The following is a 16,813-nucleotide window of genomic DNA, read 5'->3' as shown; positions in this document are numbered from 1 at the left end:
AATCCGAAGCACAGTGAAATCATGCGCAGAGCGGGAAAGTTTATCCCCTGATGGGCAGACCTTACCGGGCTTGCAGTTTGCACGCTGTCAGGAAGCCGGATTATACATTGATTACACCAAGATGAAGGGCGATTGGACATGCGGTGTTTGGGCGGGGCAGCCTTCGGCGTTGATGAAAAAAATCCGCCACAGGGGCGGATTTTTTGGGGCAGCACACCTGTCTTGCATGCAGGTGTCTTTGTGTTCTTTTACTGGGCGCTGAACTGACCGCCGTTTTCGTTGGCAGAGGCATCACTCATCAGGTACAGATAGACGGGCATGATCTCCTGAGGCGTCTTCAAATCCTGTGGATTTTCTGCCGGATAGGCATTGGCACGCATGCCTGTGCGGGTTGCGCCCGGATTGATGCTGTTTACCCGGACACCGGAGCCGTCACATTCATCGGCCAGCACCTGCATCATACCTTCGGTGGCGAACTTGGAGATGGCATAGGCATTCCAGTAGGCGCGACCTTTGCGTCCCACGCCGGATGACGTGAAGATGATGGAAGCTGTGGGCGCTTTTCGCAGTACCGGCAGCAGTGCCTTGGTCATCATCGCCTGTGCGGTGACGTTCACCTGCATAACATCATTGAAGCTGCCAAAGTCGGTGTGCTCAAAGGGGCCCAATACACCCAGCAGACTGGCATTGTGCAGCAGGCCATCAAGGTGCCCGAATTGCTCAGCGATGGTCTCCGCCATGTCCTGATAGTTCTGCTCGGTGGCACCTTTCATATCCAGCGGTACGATGGCAGGTTGCGGATATCCTGCTTCCACAATGGCATCGTACACGGCTTCCAGTTTTTTGACTGTTCTGCCCAGCAGAATCACCGTAGCGCCATGGGCTGCGTAGGTCATGGCCGCCGCTTTGCCAATGCCATCCCCGGCACCTGTTACCAGGATGGTTTTTCCCTTCAATGCGTCTGCAGCGACTTGATATTCAGACATAGATACGACTTCCTTTTAATCGGGATTACGCCCGAAATGGCGCTCTCCTGAGGGGCTTAACACATGTTTTAAACAAATGACTGATCACAGGGTTGAGTGTAACAAAAATGTGGCTAACTCTATATTTTTACGTTAACTTTGTCGTTAGCTTGGGGCTGAAAAACAGCTCTGTAGATCGAATTGGCTGCCTATTGTGACCAATTTCTCGGGGAAAACAAAATTATTACAACAAGACTTGGGGTAAAACGATGAAAAGACTCTTTCTGGGTGTAGCAATCGCATCTGCACTGGGGCTCACAGGATGTGGCGGAGATACTTACAACGACATCAAAGCAGAAACCACGCCGCTGATCCCCGAGTCGCAAATGGTATTCGATCCTGCCAAAGGTAAAGTGCCTGTCCCGAACGACTTACTCTTCAATGGTACTTTGGATGGCACCCTGAATATGCCGGGTGAGGCTTCCGGAGATTACACCAATCCACAGCTGGCGCTGGGCGCACTCGATGGCTGGTCAACCACATCGCCTATCTCAATTGCACTGGCTCCTGCCAAGGCGCAGGATGGTACGCAGCTGACAGTGGATGCGGCTTCTGCAGCACTGCCGGGTGCGGTGCGGGTATTCGAAGCCACCGTGGGTGGTGCGCTTTCCGGTGACAGTGAATGTAAGGACGCGTTGTCGGTCTCTGCCTGTAAAGTGGGCGCAGAGCTGCAATTCGGGGTGGATTTTGTGACTCAGGCTGCCGGTGACTCGGTGGTGGTGGTGCCGCTGAAACCGCTCAAACAAAATCAATCTTATATTTATGCCCTGACCACGGTTTTGAAAGATTCGGAAGGCCGCAGTTTTACCGCTTCACCAACCTATCGTTCGCTGGAAAACGACATCAATACTCTGCCGCTGGAAACCCCGGAACAACTGTTTTTGCAGGGAGTCATCAACAGCTATGAAAAGGGCATCGCCGCAGCCCATGGTGTTGACCCGCAGTCAGTGATTTACTCAGGTTTGTTCACCACTCAGGCGATCTCTGATGTTTATGAAACCCTGAAGCTGCTGATGGCCAATCCCGCTGCCGGAAATCCATACAAGCCTGCGCTGGTGACGCCACCCACTCCGATTGGCAAAACCGCAGCACAATTGTTGCCACAGCTGGTACCCGGCACTGTGCCTTATATGATGGCGGATATTGCTGATATGTACGCCGCGCAAATCAAACTGCCGGTATACAGTGATTGCAGCAGTGCTGAATGTTTCCAGCGTGATGGCGATGGCAATCTGGTGATTGTCGATGGTAAGCCGGTTGCGCTGATTGATGGCCGTTGGCTGGCAGAAGGTGACAGTCCCGTGAGCGTATTGCTGGCGTTGCAGGCCGGTACGCTGAGTCAGGCCAACTTTATTGAGCAGGCTGTGGCGCAGGGAGTCAATCCTCAGGAGGCTCTGGCTAACCCAAGTTTATTGGCCGGTAAGCACTTTGTACTCGATGAGCTCGATGAAAATGGTGACTCTGTTGCAGTGGACGCCACCAAACATCTGACCAAATTCAACCCTATTCCCGAAATTAAAGGGTATGAAACCGTCAATGTGATGATTGCCATTCCCAATGCACAGAAGCTGGCGGGATTCCTGCAGGCACAAAACCTGCCGTTTGTACCGCCTGTTCAGGGCTGGCCAGCAGTGATGGCGATGCATGGTCTGGGTGGCGGCAAAGAGATGGCGCTGGCTTATACCGGTGCTTATGCGGCTCAGGGGATTGCGGTGATTGCCATCGATATGCCACTGCACGGCAGTCGTGGATTTGATGCCAACAAAGATGGCATCTACGAGGTGTCGGCCTCAGATCCGAAATTCGGTCAGGTGATTGGTCAGCCTGATGCTTTCAAAAACGGCAGCCCGCTGGTATTTGTGAATATTGGTTCAACTCTGACGGTGCGTGACAACTTCCGGCAGGCCGTTGCCGACCATCTGGGTGTACGTCTGGTATTGACCGGTCTTGCCCAGCAGTTGGCGGCTATGCAGCAACCTCAGGTATTTGATATCGGTAAGATCAGTATGCAGGGGCTGAGTCTGGGGGGCATTGTAGGGACTAATTTTGCCACCTATGCCAATTCAGGCCTGGTTAATCCTGCTGACGGCGAAGCCATTACCCCAAATCCTTACGCTATCAACGCCGCTTCTCTGGTGGCACCAAGCGGTGGTCTGGCTGGCTCTTTTGCCGGCAGTGCGACTTTTGGTCCGGTACTGTTTGATACCATCGTTGCGACTCCTGAGTTCCAGGCGCTGGTGGATGCCGCCAACAAGGAAGGCTATCAGCCGAATACGCCTGAATATGCGGCACTGGTGCAGGCGGTATACGCAGGCTTTATTCCATCCTTTGCGCTGGCGGTACAAACCGCGGTGGACGGTGCTGATCCGGTAAATCATGGTGCCATGCTGGCCGCGACAGGGACTCCTGTGCATTTGATTGAAGTGGTCGGCGATGGTGAGGGTAATCTGCCGGATCAGGTGTTGCCCAATGCGGTGGCAGGCTTCCCGATTTCCGGTACTGAGCCACTGATCCGCGCTATTGGACTGGATTGCGTGGACACCACGACTCAGGGCTCAGGTGCGGTGCGCTTTACCAAAGGTCATCACAGCTCTGTGATTGACCCCAGTGAAGTCCCCGGCGTTACTGATGGCATGGCGATGGCAGCGACCGCCGAGATGCAGTATCAGGTCAGTGGGTTTGCCAGAACTGCCGGCCTGGGTGAACCGACCATAGCGGTTGATAATGCCGATGTGTTGAAGGCTTGCGGAAACTAAGCCTTTGGATGATGACAAAGCCCGGCAAATGCCGGGTTTTTTGTGGGCGCGGGTTTCTGCTAGAATGTCGCACCTTATACCTGCCGGTTCCCTGATGCTGTCCGAAGCGGCAGAGGCAAAACCCTGAATGGAGTTGATGTTGGAATTTCTAAGTGAGTATGGCCTGTTTCTGGCCAAGGCGGTAACTGTGGTTGCTGCAGTATTGGCTGTGGTGCTGGTGGTGCTGGCCAGCGCGGTCAGACAGAAAAGTGACAAGGGTGAACTCATCATTACTGACTTGAGTGAGGAGCTGCGGGATCTGACGCACTACCTGAAGCAGGAGTTGATGAGTAAGAAAGCCTTTAAAGCCTATGAAAAGGCGCAGAAGGCCAAGGCCAAGGAAGCAGAGAAAGCCGGCGACGATGAGCAGGGTAAAGTGTTCGTTATTGATTTCAAAGGCAGTATTGATGCCGCTGAAGTTGCCAGTCTGCGTGAAGAGATTACGGCAGTGCTGACCATTGCCGACAATTCCCGGGATCAGGTGCTGGTCAATGTTGAAAGCGGTGGTGGCATGGTACACGGCTATGGTCTGGCGGCCAGTCAGTTGGCGCGGTTGCGTGAAGCGCAGATCCCGCTGACCGTCTGTGTCGATAAAATCGCTGCCAGTGGCGGTTACATGATGGCCTGTGTCGCCAATAAAATTTATGCGGCGCCGTTTGCCATTGTGGGGTCGATCGGTGTGATTGCCCAGATCCCTAACTTTAATAAGTTGCTGAAAAAGCACGATATTGACTACGAACAGCATACAGCCGGTGATTTCAAGCGCACCCTGACCGTATTTGGTGAAAATACCGAAGCAGGCCGGGAGAAGTTCCGTGAGGAGCTGGAAGAAACCCATAAACTGTTCAAGGCATTTGTGGGTAATTATCGTCCTGAGCTGGACTTGGCCAAAGTGGCCACCGGTGAGCACTGGTATGGTCAGCAGGCGATTGAGCTGGGGCTGATTGATGCGATCTCCACCAGTGATGATCTGCTGCTGGCTCATTGTCAGGACAGTCAGGTAATCAAGCTGAGTTATCGTCAAAAACGCAAGCTGTCAGACAAACTGGCGCACGGTGCCAGCGCGTTGACCGGTGCCCTGATGAACAAGCTTGCCGAGAAGAATCAGACAATCGGCTGAGCCTGAAGTGACAGTTTGCTTCAGTGTACGCTGTAATTGGATATAACAGCCTGCTTTTGCAGGCTTTTTTTTGATTTTTTCAAATCCAGGGTGACTTTCATTCCTGCCATTGATAGGGTGAAACTGTTAATCTTGTCACAAAATTATGCGTTGCGTCCTGTCAGGGATAATCAGGGAAATAATGATGGAGTTGTCAAGTTATCAAGCCAACCGAATGTTAGGGGATCAGGGATATCCGGCGTTTGAACTGCGCCATATTCTGGCGTTTACGGCGAGGCACTTTGGGGAATATCAGGCGCAGGCGCTGCTGCGTGCCATTGGGCTGGATAGTAATACGGTGCAGCACAGTCAGTTTGTGGCAGTCTGGCAGGTTGACTATGCACTGCGCATGCTGCATGAGTTATCCCATGATCCGGAAATTGGCGTCAGAATTGGCGCAACCTATCAACTGGCTGGTCTGGATATTTTATTGCCGCACTTTGCCACTTGCCGAACTCTGAGAGATTGCCTGGCGGTGGTCAATCGTATGCCCAGATTGGTGGGCAGCCTTTCTGATACCCTGGTGCTTGAAGAACAAGGTGAACTGGCCATGCGCTGGCTTAATACCGGCAGGCTTGAAATACAGCACTACCATACCATTTTCAGCCACAGCATAGGCGTGTTGCTGACACTGGCGCGGGAGTTGACCGGTGAGCGGGTTGAGTACAGCCGTCTGGCTTTTCAGGTGCCGGCGTTTGCCGGTCGTTATCTCAGCGCAATGACCGGGGCGACGCTTGCATTTGAACAAACCTATTGCGAATGGGCCGTCAGTGAGCAGATGCTGGCCTTGCCGGTGACTTATCCTTTCAGTCATGCAAAGACGCCGGCCGCCCTGCCATTATCCCCGTCGTTGATTGACCTGGTACTTGCACAGCTGCACCGGCATTTTCCGCAGATCCCCAGGCTGGAAGAACTGGCTGCCAGCCTTAACATGAGCGATCGCAGTTTACGTCGCAAACTGGCGGCGCTGGGCACCGGCTATCAGCCGCTGGTGGATATGGTCAGAGCACAACGTGCCATCGCCGCGTTGCTCGCCGGACAACAGAGCATTGCCGATATCGCCGGGCAGCTGGGTTATGTGGATGTCAGTCATTTCCGCCAGAGTTTCAAACATTGGACCGGACAGGCACCCGGTCACTTTGTCCGGCTTAATAGCAGTTCCCCAGAGTGGGAGACAAGCCGTTAATCCACTGGCTGACTAGTTCGACGCCTTCTGTGTGAGTTAATGCCCGCCCAAGAGGTGGCATTCTGTCTTTGGGCTCGCTCAGTTGCTGGCGGTATACCAGGATAGAGTGTTCGGCACTGCCGGGAACTATGTCGTAGTCCAGCCCTCTGGGGCCACCATCCCACCCGGGTGGTTGCTTGCAAATGCCATAGCTGAAACCTGTGTGATCGACAAAATAACCCAGTCTCAACCCGGATACGCTGGCATAGCCACTGTCGCTGTGACAATGACCGCAGTTAATCGCCAGATAGCCTTTGGCGCGCGCCTGCAGCGATACCTGCTGATTGTCCGGCGAACCGCTGAGCGCGATGGTATTGATGGCGGGCAGATTGGTCAGCAGGCCCTGTGCCTGCCACGTGAGCAGTTGATTATCCCCATTGAGCGACGTATTGAGCAGCCAGGGTTTGAGGCCGATTGGCACAATGGTGCTTTGACCTGTACTGTCGGTTTGCTGGTGACAGACCTTACATTCGGCACGGCTGGGGATTGGATAGTCAAAGGTCAGGCTATCTCCCTGATGATTCATGGTATGAGACTGACGACCACCGGCTATCGCCAGAGTGGCTTTGCCCGCTTGCCAGCGGTAGGGCAGAGTGGTCCAGCCTGCGTCACGTTTTATCAGCAGGCGGGTTTCTATCAGGGTTTCGTTTTGCGGTTCTTTGACCTGAGTATCGGCGGGCAGGGCAAAGGTTTTTACCAGCACTGTGCCGGTGGGAAAGGTCAGCGTTTGCTGATCGATATAGCTTATCGTTTGACCGGCAGGGATAAAGATAAAGCGATACTTGCTGGCGTAGTTGCTGAACAGCTCAGTAGACAGGGTATAAAAGATGCCCGGGCTGTTGGGATTGTTGGTGGGGTCCAACTCGTTGACAAACAAGCCATACTGCGCCAAGTCGTCACAATCTGCCTTGGCCAATGCTTGCCAGTTGACGTCACCATTACCGGCGTCGCACACCGAACTGGTTGGCGGAGGCGTTGGCGTTGGTGTAACCGGTGTTGGCGTGGCGGCTGTGCTCTCACCACCGCCGCCACAGGCCGCCAGGAACACTGTCAGCAGCAATGGGCACAGTTTGTTGAAGGTCATATCCGGTTTCCTTATCAAAAGGGTCGGCAATCGCCGACCCTTTGAACATCATGTCTCATAAAGATGACTTAGTTGGAGCAGCTGGCTGCCGGCAGGCGCTTAATCCATTCGTGTATCAGCGCAACACCTTCGTCGTGGGACAGGCTGCGACCAATTTCCGGCATGCGATCCCCCGGCTCGGTGGAATCCATACGGAAATGAGTGATGGACTCGTCCGGCTTGCCCGGCACCACGTCATATCCCAGGCTGCCGCCACCGTAAGCGATGGGCGATTTACAGGTGCCGTGAGAATAACCGCCATCCTCATCGTAGGCGCGCCAGTATTCCAGCTTGAGGCCAGTGTTGGAGGCATTGCCCTGTGGACGGTGACAGTGAGCACAGTTGATATCCAGATAACCTTTGGCGGTCTTCATCAGTTGAGTATCTGTCATCGCGGTCACGTCGCTGACATTGGCATCTTCGTAAGCGGGCTGGGCATCGACTTCACTGAGCGCGGGCTGGCCAGTCAAAATACCGGCCTCAGTCCAGTGAGTCAGCTGATTGATGGCGCCACTGCCATAGTCATGGGTGCGGTTCAGGTGACGGGCTTTGGGACCAATGGGCACGAACACCGCATTGCTGTTTTCATCAGCTTTGTACTGGTGACATTGCTTACACTGGTTGATGCTGGGTACCACATAGTCAAAGTTCAGGGCTGTACCTTTGTGGGTGACGGTTTTGCCCTGGATGGCACCGGCTTTGGCCAGCACTGCGTCTGACTTGTCAGCGGTCCACACATAAGGCAGGGCAGTCCAGCCTGATGCGCGGCGAATGAGCAGGCGGGTCTCAATCAGATCTTCGTTGGCCAGACCGCGGGTGGCGGTATCGGCTGGCAGGGCGAAGGTTTTGCTGATCACGGTTCCAACCGGGAAGTCGAACGACTCGGTGGCATGGTATTGAGCCTGTTTGCCGTCGGGGATGAACACATAACGGTACTTGCTGGCGTAGTCGGTAAACAGCGGGGTGTTCAGCTCATAAGGCACACCGCCTGAGTTGGCGGCGCCTGCCGGATTGGTGGCATCGACAAACAGATTGTAATCCGACAATCTGGGACAGTTGGCTCCACTCAGCGCCGCCCAGTTCACCCCGGTGGAGGCGGCGTCACACAAGGCCACATCGCCATCGCCTACCAGACCTCCTTCGCCTTCACCTATACTGCCACCGCCGCCGACGATATTACCGCCATCGCAGCCTGCTGTGTCATCATCCACGCCGCAGCCGAAGATGTTATCGCCAAAGGTGACAGTATGTACCGGCAGACTGAGCTGCGCGCAGTTTTGCAGTGCCTGCTGGGGTGACTCATACAGGAAATCATAGGGACTGAGCGCCACATTGCCATTGGCTATCAATCGGCCGATGCTGACATCGCCGTTATTCTGGAAGCAGACATTGTCGCTGCCATCGGCAGCAAAGGGTAATTCCCGCAGCCCCAGTTGCTGGGCGGCGCCTGAGTTGGCCAGCATCTCCCCGATACCATCGTACAGAATACCGGGCATAGCGCCACGGGTCAGCACATAGCCCTGGATCAGGTCTTGAATCAGATATCCATTGGGCTTGGCACCGTAATTGGTGATGCTGTTGTCGTGTACATAGACATTGCGCGGGGTGGCGCGCCAGCCATCTTCGATAGCCTGTCCAGGCAACGCATAGTTGCTGACAAAGGCACCGACATCCGGCTCGGCAATATGGAAGCTGGATACGGTCAGGCCCAGCGTGTCGTGATTGTTGATGTCGTTATTGAAGATCTCTACATCCCGGGTGGCGAGAATAATCACCCCCGTGCCCGGGGGCACAATATGCACACCGGCCGGATTGGCAGAGGCATTGGCAAAGTTGTGAGTGTTGTTGTCATACACCCTGTTGTTGAATACCCGTACGCTGGAGCCGTACCTGTCGTTGTTGATTGGCAGGTCAAACACCAGAATGCCGCCGGTATTGCCAAAGGCTTCGTTGTCATATACATCGGCGTATTTGGAGTTTTCAATCTCAATACCGGCCACGTTTTCCTTGGCGATATTGCGGCGCACCACAATATATTCAGACTGACCCACATAGATACCGGCATCAGCGCTGCCGCGTACATAGGTGTCTTCAATCAGAATATTTTCACATTCCACCGGGTACAAACCGTAAGCGCCGTTGTCTTTGTCCAGCGCGCCATCCCAGATAGTGGCAACCCGGCGCAGAATAATGCCATTGGTGTTCTTCAGCTTGATGCCGTTGTTTTTGGCTTCGTTAACGGCCAGATCTTCAATGATGATGTTGATGGCGTTCTGCACGAAGATACCGTCGCCGGAATTGGCTTCGGAGAAGTCCAGCACGGTTTTATCCATGCCATAACCCTTGATGGTAATATTTTTGGCAAATACCCCATCGCCGTCGACATCGCCGTCAAACAGCAGGGTGGATTGGATTTTGAAGTTGCCTTCCGGCAACACAATCACATCACCGCTTTGGGCATTGATCAGCGCTTCCTGAATGCGGGTAGTCAGATTTTCCCCGGCTTCAATCAGAATGGCGCCTTGTGGGAAAGTGGGGCCGGGTGGCGGTGTGGGTGTTACCGGCGTGGTGGGTTCGGTAACTGTATCCTGATTATCTTCAGAGCCACAGCCGCTGATCCCCAAAGCAACGGCGGAAGCTACCAAAGTTGGTAACAACCAGTGAGGTTTCTTGTTGAACATAGCATCTCCTGCCTTTTGTTGTATTTTTGTAACGCTCAAATGTGCAACATCGAACAGCTGTTTAAATTAGGCAATGTGAAATCCGGCCAAATTTAAGCTTCAGTTAAGCCAATGCGTAGTTGGGCTGATGTCCAATGAGGCCTCAGGACAGCAGGCTTGTGCAGAATAAGGTGGGGACAGAGGTCATTCATTGCACCGCGAACCATTGCGCAGGAAACCGCTGTCTGTGGTTGAAGGCCTGTCATTCAATGTGAAGGACTGGCGGACTCAAGCCTTATATCCAGGCTTCACAGATAGGGGAAGCGCGGCATCCTGTGATCTCTGTCCAATCAGGGTGCGACACCTTGTCGCAGTTTGCCGGTTTGCTTTTGTCATCTGCAGGTCGCCCATCCAGAATCACCGTCAACAAGCCGGTTACAGGCTGAAGTCAAATATGTTCCCCAGGGACTGCAAGGTGAGAATGGATGAAACACAATAAATTACTGTTGGCATTGTTAATGACGGGTGGATTTGGCGTGCAGGCGTGGGCAGAAGATGCACCTGCCTGCGAAAAAGCCCAGGGATGTGATGAGCGTATTGTCGTCACCGGTGAACTGATGCGTAAACCGCTCAGTGTGGTGACCGATCCCAAGAAACCCAGATTACCGTTGCCGGCTTACGATGGCGCAGGTTTTCTGAAAACCATTCCGGGATTCAGCATCAGCCGCAAAGGGGGCGCAGGTGGCGATCCGTCTTTGCGTGGTCTGGGTGGATCGCGTATTAATATCGTCAACGATGGCCAGCATGTGTATGGCACCTGTGGTGGCCGTATGGATCCACCAACGGCTTATATTTATCCAGAGTCTTACGACAGCATCGAGGTGATCAAAGGCCCACAGACGGTGCGTCATGGCCCGGTGGGCAGCGCCGGTACTGTGTTGTTTGAAAAGGACCGTCAGCGGTTTGTTGGTCAGGGGGCAACCGGCCGCGCCAGCGTCACAGCCGGCAGCTATGAACGTCTGGACTATATCGTTGAGCTGGCCGCAGGCGATGACAATCATTATCTGGAGCTGGATGCCAATCAGTCCTCCAGCGATCACTATGAAGACGGTGATGGCAATCCGGTGCAATCCAGTTATGACAGACGCAATATGGATTTTGCACTGGGCTGGACTCCGGGCGATGATACCGTGCTGGAGCTGAGCTACGGCAAGTCTGACGGCGAGGCTGAGTATGCTGACCGTGCCAACAAAGCCCGCGTGATTGAAAATGAGAACTTCACCCTGATGGGCGAGCATGACTTCAACGGCGACTATCTGCAGTCGATTGAATTTCAGGCCTACCACAATGAAAACGATCATGTGATGGATCAATTCGATCAGGGTATCAATGCTGGCACCAACGTGCGGCGCAAAACTCAGGGCGGTCATGTGTGGGCACAGTGGCAGCTGGGCAAGTTGTCCATGACCACAGGCGTCGACATGCAGGACTCTACCCACAAGGGCCGCGGTATCAATCCTGCCACAGACAATGGGCTGGATGATCTGCTCAACAAGCCGTTTATGGACAACATGAGTTATACCCAGTTTGGCGTATTCGGTGAGTTTGAATATGACTTCGATCCAGTGGTGCTGATCACGGGTATCCGTTATGACTACTGGGATACCGAGCTGCACGTGGCCCAAAAGGGTGACCGCCAGGATGATCTGGTGTCCGGCTTTGCCCGCATTGAGCATCAGTTTGGTGGCAACCAGTATTATCTGGGCGTCGGTCATGCCCAGCGTATCCCTGACTATTGGGAGATCATGAAGGCCAGCGCTGACAACCCAAGCCAAAAGGCATTTGATCTGGAGCCGGAAAAGACCACTCAGCTGGATGCCGGCTGGATCTACGAAATGTCCTCCGTGACCCTGTCCAGTGCGCTGTATTACGGTGAGATAAACGACTACATCCTGATCGATAACCGTAATGGCTTCAGCAAATCCCGTAATATCGATGCCACTATCTGGGGGGGAGAACTGGGGATGGAGTGGCGTCCCATTGAGGCGTTGCAAACTCAGCTGAGTCTGGTGTACGCCCACGGTGAGAATGACACAGATAATGAAGCGCTGGGTCAGGTGTCACCGCTGGAAGGTCGTTTGACCGTGGATTATCGCATTGGTGACTGGAGCGTTGGCGTGCTGTGGCGGGTTGTGGATTCTCAGGACAGAGTGGCACTGGGCCAGGGGAATATTTCCGGTCAGGATCTGGGGGAAAGTGCCGGCTTTGGGACTGTTGCGCTTAATGGTGGCTGGAAGCACGGCGAGCATTTGCGTCTGAGCTTTGGTGTCGAAAACCTGTTTGACCGCACCTACGCGGAGCATATCAGCCGTACCGGCGCAGGCAATGATATTCCAGGCAGTGTGCCCACTTTCAAGGTTAATGAACCCGGCCGTAACGCTTGGGTGAAACTGGAATACCTGTTCTAACCCTGCCTGTTACGTATTGGTTTTGATTCACTCCAGCCTGCCTTGAGGACAAGGATGTCTTCAAGGCAGGTTTTTTATGGCTGAGCGCAACAATAAATGTACCTATATATCTGTGTTGACATATATCGCGACTCACAAAGCATATCAGCGAGCGGATGTCCCGGGTTTGTGGCAAAGCGCGGATATAGAGATTGTTGTCCCCCTTGACCCTGAAGCTTGCAGCAGGAGAATCTGCACTGCACTGCACTGCACCGCGACTGAGCTGGCTGCCAGCATGAAACTATCGGGCATGAAACTATCCAGCATGCGGGCATGAAACTATGTTGAGCTGATGCTGGTTGTCAGGCTGATAATTCGATGTCGGTCCTTTGCTGATGCTGCGTGAAGGTGCATAACTAACTGCACCCAAGCAAGATATCCCTATCTAAAAGCAGTGTGGTAACAGTTCCCTGTTCAGTGGAGTAATGCCGATGGCGTAGGAGAGGAAGAGACCGTTATCGTTTTGCCGCAATCAGGCTGGTGATGTTTATTTTTGGCGGCTGTTGAAAAAACGCTCGGCATTGGCAAACAAAATGTCACATTGTTTTTTCTGCTGATCGTATTCAGCCGTGCCTTCTGTCAATGTGTCCAGAACTTCTTTTGCTTGATGATACTCTCCAACCAATCTCTCGAATTTTTCATCAAAATTATCTTTACGTATTTTTTTACCGACTTTACGGGTTGGTTTACGCATAGTTTTCTCCTGTTATAGTTCCAGCTTCTTGTTTTGCTCACGCGCTATCAAAATATCTTCAATTCGCTGCCGGATGTGATGACTGTTGCCTGATCTTTTGGGTTTGGTGCTATCACTCTGAGTCTTGTTTGCCGGTACTTTATTACTCATGGATTTGTCCTTTACTGTTTGAAGATCAAACACGCCAAAGATTAAATCACCAGGGTTATTAATTTTGCCGGTATAGTCTGACTTACAAAATGAATGTGTTAAGTCGATACATAGAATGCTGATGTTGGCTGATGTGCCAATTTAACAAGCCCATTTTTAACTGGGAGTATAGATGTCGGCCAATTTGGGGTTGGCACAGGTATAACGACCAATGAACAGACAGCGTTCCTGATTGTTACACCTAAGATTGAAGACGTTGGCAGGTGATGCCTGAGGACCATCTCTGGTATGCAGATTTGCACCTGCCGTGTCATCAACAGCAGGATATTAAGGTGCCTGACTTGCCGGGCCGCAGACACCTTTGACACAATCCGTTACGCCAGTGTGACGTTAGCGGCTTGCAGGCCTTTGTTGCCTTTTTCGACGTTAAATTCAACTCGTTGACCTTCTGCCAGCGTCTTGAAACCGTCGATAGCAATGGCTCTGAAGTGTACAAATACATCTGCGCCACCATTATCCTGAGCGATAAAACCAAAGCCTTTTGTTTCATCAAACCATTTTACTGAACCAGTTGTTTTAATAGACATAAATATCTCGAATAAATAAAAATTGAAGCTACTGAATTGGAAATGAAGAAAAAGCTATCGCAGGATAATTATGACAAACTGATTCAGTTTGAAACTGAGAAAATCTTGAACTAAATATATCAATAGTAACTGTGCTCGTCGAGCAAGTGCACACTATACACTTTGTCAGCATAATAGATAGTTATTTCTCATTTTATTTTCTTAATGCGTCAGTTTGTGCTGTCTGATTTTACCTCTGTAAATATCTGTAAAACCCTTGGTATAAGGTATTTGCAGTCAACAAAACGGCAGCACAGTAGGCTATATCCATATCATCTGCTCCCGAATGAGCGGCATTTAATACTCTATGCCGCGGGGTATGGTCATACTTTCGCCAAAGCAGGAATGATGGAATCGCGATCGCCGAATATATGTGCATCGCTATGATTAACCGGTGAGTTTGGCGCTGAGAGGCCGCAATTTTCCGCTCTTGCTTGACTTCTTTTCAGTCAGGCTTGAGCAAAGTTCCATGATGGGTTACAACACAGGCTTGAATGGCAGTGTGTGGACTGCAGAGAATGATGATAACCGGGAACACAAAATGATTAAGGAAAACGCGTATTTTGACGGCAATGTAAAATCCCTGGGCTTTAGTCAGCATGATGGCGAGAGCACTGTCGGGGTAATGGCGCCGGGTCAGTATACATTTGGTACGGGCGCCCCGGAGCGGATGACTGTGGTCAAAGGGGCATTAACCATTAAACGTGCCGGCGAACAGGACTGGACGACTTTTGCTGCTGGTGACGCGTTTGAAGTCGCAGGAAATTCGTCGTTTGAACTGCAGGTTGAGATCGCCACCGCGTATCTGTGTGAGTTTTTGCCTGTTTAATTGAGGCGACTGTGTGTTGGTGATTCTGTCTTGGCTATCCGGAACGGTATCTGCGGTTGCTGAGCGACGGTTTTCCCGGCACGTCTGACAATGAGAAAAGAGGCGCACTATCACCCTGCAATGCGCCTCTGATTGGTTTCAGTGTTGCAGGTGTGTGTCAAGAAAGACTGAAGCCTTATCCATCGCCATGGCGACGGCCAGTGGGTGGTCATACAGGTCATAATGAGACCAGTTTTCCAGATTGACCGACAACGGTCATGACAGGCTGGGTCATTAGCGTTTCCGCAAACGCAAAGGCATCCCAGCTTAATATTTTTTGTGCATGTGAGAACAACATGCGTGTTGCGCCGCCGTCTGTCTGCCCGCGTGGGGTTTTGTAGTAATCGGTGGCTTCGAACACATCGCGTTCTGTTAACCCATTTTCTTTTGCAAATTCAATCGTTGGCGGAAGCAGCTCGTTTACTTGCAATTCGCCGCCACGCGCTTGTGCGGTGCGTTGCTTCGCCATTGCCTCCAGCGTCCCAACAGGGTTGTAGGTACTGAAGCCCTCACGGAACAGGCGCCCCAAGTTAACGGGCGTAATGGCGACAACGGCTTTCAAGCGCTTCTCGGTTAAGGCTGAATGGATGATGTAACCCCCGCCTGCACAGATACCAATTCCGCCAATCCTGTTCTCATCGACGTAAGGCAAAGTGACGGCATAGTCGATAACCCGACTGACATCCTCAGTACGTTGGCCAGGATCTTCAACATAACGGGGCATGCCGCCGGATCCACCCTGAAAGCTTGCGTCATAGGCGATGACCAGGTAGCCGAGTTCAGCCAGCGCTTTTCCATATACGCTACCTGAGGTTTGCTCCTTACAGCTGCCGAATGGGTGAACGCTGATGATTACCGGGTAACGTTTGGACTCATCAAATCCCGGTGGAAAGAGGATTAGCGCGGACATGTCCCAGGCCATATCCGGGTTTTGGAAGGTGACTTTTTGAATGTTCATATCATTATCCCTAAGTTCAACATTGGCTCATTGGCCATCAAACGGGCTAGATTCCCGGTAAGCCTGTTACAGCGTCCGTTGGAAAAACGGCGCCAGAACACCGATCGCTTCAGCAATTGGCGATTCACCATCATAAAGATCCATATGGTTTGCGCCCTCAACGATATGCATGTGTTTATCTGTGCTTGCAGCGCGGGCCATCAGGTCATCACTCATCCATTTGCTGCCGGCGTTGCGACCCACAACGGTGAGCAGGGGTTGTGTCAGGAAGGCTTCTGCTTTGAAAAACGCATCATAGGTAATGATTTGGTTCAGACTGCGGGCGGTTGCAAACCCCGGTGCGGTGCAATATGCCGCGCGGTCGGTATGGTAGTACTCCCAAGCCTGACGCAGTTCTTCATTGGGTGCGTCTTCTTCAGTCAATGGCGCCAGGGGGATGGTGACAAACCCGGTACCGTTTGCGTCAGAGGTTCTGGCCTGTGAGCCAGCTTCGATATATGGGATCGCGTCGCTATCTTTCACACTGTTGTCCCAGCCGTTGCGGAACATCTGCCCGATATTAACCATGCTGACTGTCGCAACGGCTTTGATTCGGCGGTCATTTATCGCTGCGTTGGCGGTGTAGCCAGCACCTGCGCAAATGCCCATCGCACCAATACGCTCGTTATCCACGTAATCCAGGGTCGTGAGGTAATCGATTACGGCGCTGACATCTTCGGTCCGAATATGAGGATTCTCCAGCTGGCGGGGTTCGCCGGTGCTTTCCCCCTGATAAGAGGCATCGAATGCAATCGTCACCAGACCGTGTTCAGACAGTTTCCTGGCGTAGGTTCCGGCAGTCTGCTCCTTAACGCCGCCACCGGGATGGGAGACAATAACGGCAGGATACGGTTTGGATTTATCAAAGTTGTCAGGGAAGTTAATTACCGCAGAAATGGAGATACCCTGACCATTTAGATTGTTGAACATCACTTTAGACATCACGAAATTCTCCTGTAGCATTTTGCTGTTCAGCCCTGAGTG

13 protein-coding genes are annotated in these 16,813 nt (G+C 52.5%); 5 read left to right on the top strand and 8 right to left on the bottom strand.

The genetic code is table 11. The annotated features are described in order from the left end of the window. Positions 1-248: 248 nt before the first annotated feature. A complete protein-coding gene (locus ACRRUX_RS12770) occupies positions 249-986 on the bottom strand; it encodes a YciK family oxidoreductase (protein WP_432530871.1) in 738 nt (245 codons plus the stop codon). Between the two features lie 248 nt (positions 987-1,234). Here ACRRUX_RS12770 and ACRRUX_RS12765 point away from each other — a divergent pair, with 248 nt between their 5' ends. From ACRRUX_RS12765 to ACRRUX_RS12755, 3 genes are all read left to right on the top strand, one after another. After that, a complete protein-coding gene (locus tag ACRRUX_RS12765; protein ID WP_432530869.1) occupies positions 1,235-3,781 on the top strand; it encodes a VolA/Pla-1 family phospholipase in 2,547 nt (848 codons plus the stop codon). A gap of 139 nt (positions 3,782-3,920) precedes the next feature. Continuing rightward, positions 3,921-4,940: a protease SohB gene (sohB, locus tag ACRRUX_RS12760; RefSeq protein ID WP_432530899.1), complete on the top strand. Its 1,020-nt coding sequence runs from the start codon at positions 3,921-3,923 to the stop codon at positions 4,938-4,940. Positions 4,941-5,121: 181 nt separating this feature from the next. Then, positions 5,122-6,165, top strand: coding sequence for an AraC family transcriptional regulator ligand-binding domain-containing protein (locus tag ACRRUX_RS12755; RefSeq protein ID WP_432530867.1), 1,044 nt, complete (start codon positions 5,122-5,124; stop codon positions 6,163-6,165). Here the strand turns inward: ACRRUX_RS12755 and ACRRUX_RS12750 are convergent. After that, a complete protein-coding gene (locus ACRRUX_RS12750; RefSeq protein WP_432530864.1) occupies positions 6,128-7,288 on the bottom strand; it encodes an SO2930 family diheme c-type cytochrome in 1,161 nt (386 codons plus the stop codon). The genes ACRRUX_RS12755 and ACRRUX_RS12750 overlap by 38 nt on opposite strands. A 68-nt stretch (positions 7,289-7,356) precedes the next feature. Further along, positions 7,357-10,008 carry a parallel beta-helix domain-containing protein gene (locus ACRRUX_RS12745; RefSeq protein ID WP_432530862.1) on the bottom strand — a complete coding sequence of 884 codons (2,652 nt, stop codon included), beginning with the start codon at positions 10,006-10,008 and terminating at the stop codon, positions 7,357-7,359. Positions 10,009-10,472: 464 nt separating this feature from the next. On the opposite strand from ACRRUX_RS12745, the gene ACRRUX_RS12740 reads away from it, so the two are divergent. Beyond that, positions 10,473-12,455: a TonB-dependent copper receptor gene (locus ACRRUX_RS12740; protein ID WP_432530861.1), complete on the top strand. Its 1,983-nt coding sequence runs from the start codon at positions 10,473-10,475 to the stop codon at positions 12,453-12,455. Positions 12,456-12,981: 526 nt separating this feature from the next. Here the strand turns inward: ACRRUX_RS12740 and ACRRUX_RS12735 are convergent. The 3 genes from ACRRUX_RS12735 to ACRRUX_RS12725 all read right to left on the bottom strand — a co-directional run bounded on the left by ACRRUX_RS12735 (position 12,982) and on the right by ACRRUX_RS12725 (position 13,925). Further along, positions 12,982-13,188 carry a hypothetical protein gene (locus ACRRUX_RS12735; RefSeq protein ID WP_432530859.1) on the bottom strand — a complete coding sequence of 69 codons (207 nt, stop codon included), beginning with the start codon at positions 13,186-13,188 and terminating at the stop codon, positions 12,982-12,984. Positions 13,189-13,200: 12 nt separating this feature from the next. After that, positions 13,201-13,338: a hypothetical protein gene (locus ACRRUX_RS12730; RefSeq protein WP_432530857.1), complete on the bottom strand. Its 138-nt coding sequence runs from the start codon at positions 13,336-13,338 to the stop codon at positions 13,201-13,203. Between the two features lie 374 nt (positions 13,339-13,712). Continuing rightward, entirely contained in the window at positions 13,713-13,925 is a 213-nt protein-coding gene (locus ACRRUX_RS12725) for a cold-shock protein (RefSeq protein WP_432530855.1), read from the bottom strand. Between the two features lie 580 nt (positions 13,926-14,505). Here ACRRUX_RS12725 and ACRRUX_RS12720 point away from each other — a divergent pair. Beyond that, positions 14,506-14,793 carry a pyrimidine/purine nucleoside phosphorylase gene (locus ACRRUX_RS12720; protein ID WP_432530853.1) on the top strand — a complete coding sequence of 96 codons (288 nt, stop codon included), beginning with the start codon at positions 14,506-14,508 and terminating at the stop codon, positions 14,791-14,793. Positions 14,794-15,010: 217 nt separating this feature from the next. On the opposite strand, the gene ACRRUX_RS12715 is transcribed toward ACRRUX_RS12720, so the two are convergent. Both ACRRUX_RS12715 and ACRRUX_RS12710 read right to left on the bottom strand, forming a co-directional pair. Further along, on the bottom strand, positions 15,011-15,790 hold the full coding sequence (locus tag ACRRUX_RS12715; protein ID WP_432530851.1) for an alpha/beta hydrolase: 780 nt from the start codon (positions 15,788-15,790) through the stop codon (positions 15,011-15,013). A gap of 66 nt (positions 15,791-15,856) precedes the next feature. Further along, on the bottom strand, positions 15,857-16,771 hold the full coding sequence (locus ACRRUX_RS12710) for an alpha/beta hydrolase (RefSeq protein WP_432530849.1): 915 nt from the start codon (positions 16,769-16,771) through the stop codon (positions 15,857-15,859). Between the last annotated feature and the right edge of the window lie 42 nt (positions 16,772-16,813).

This window comes from Shewanella sp. GXUN23E (assembly GCF_050865035.1).
GTDB lineage: Bacteria > Pseudomonadota > Gammaproteobacteria > Enterobacterales > Shewanellaceae > Shewanella.
Note: the sequence above shows the minus strand (reverse complement) of the source record. Positions and strands in the feature narration are given on the sequence as shown.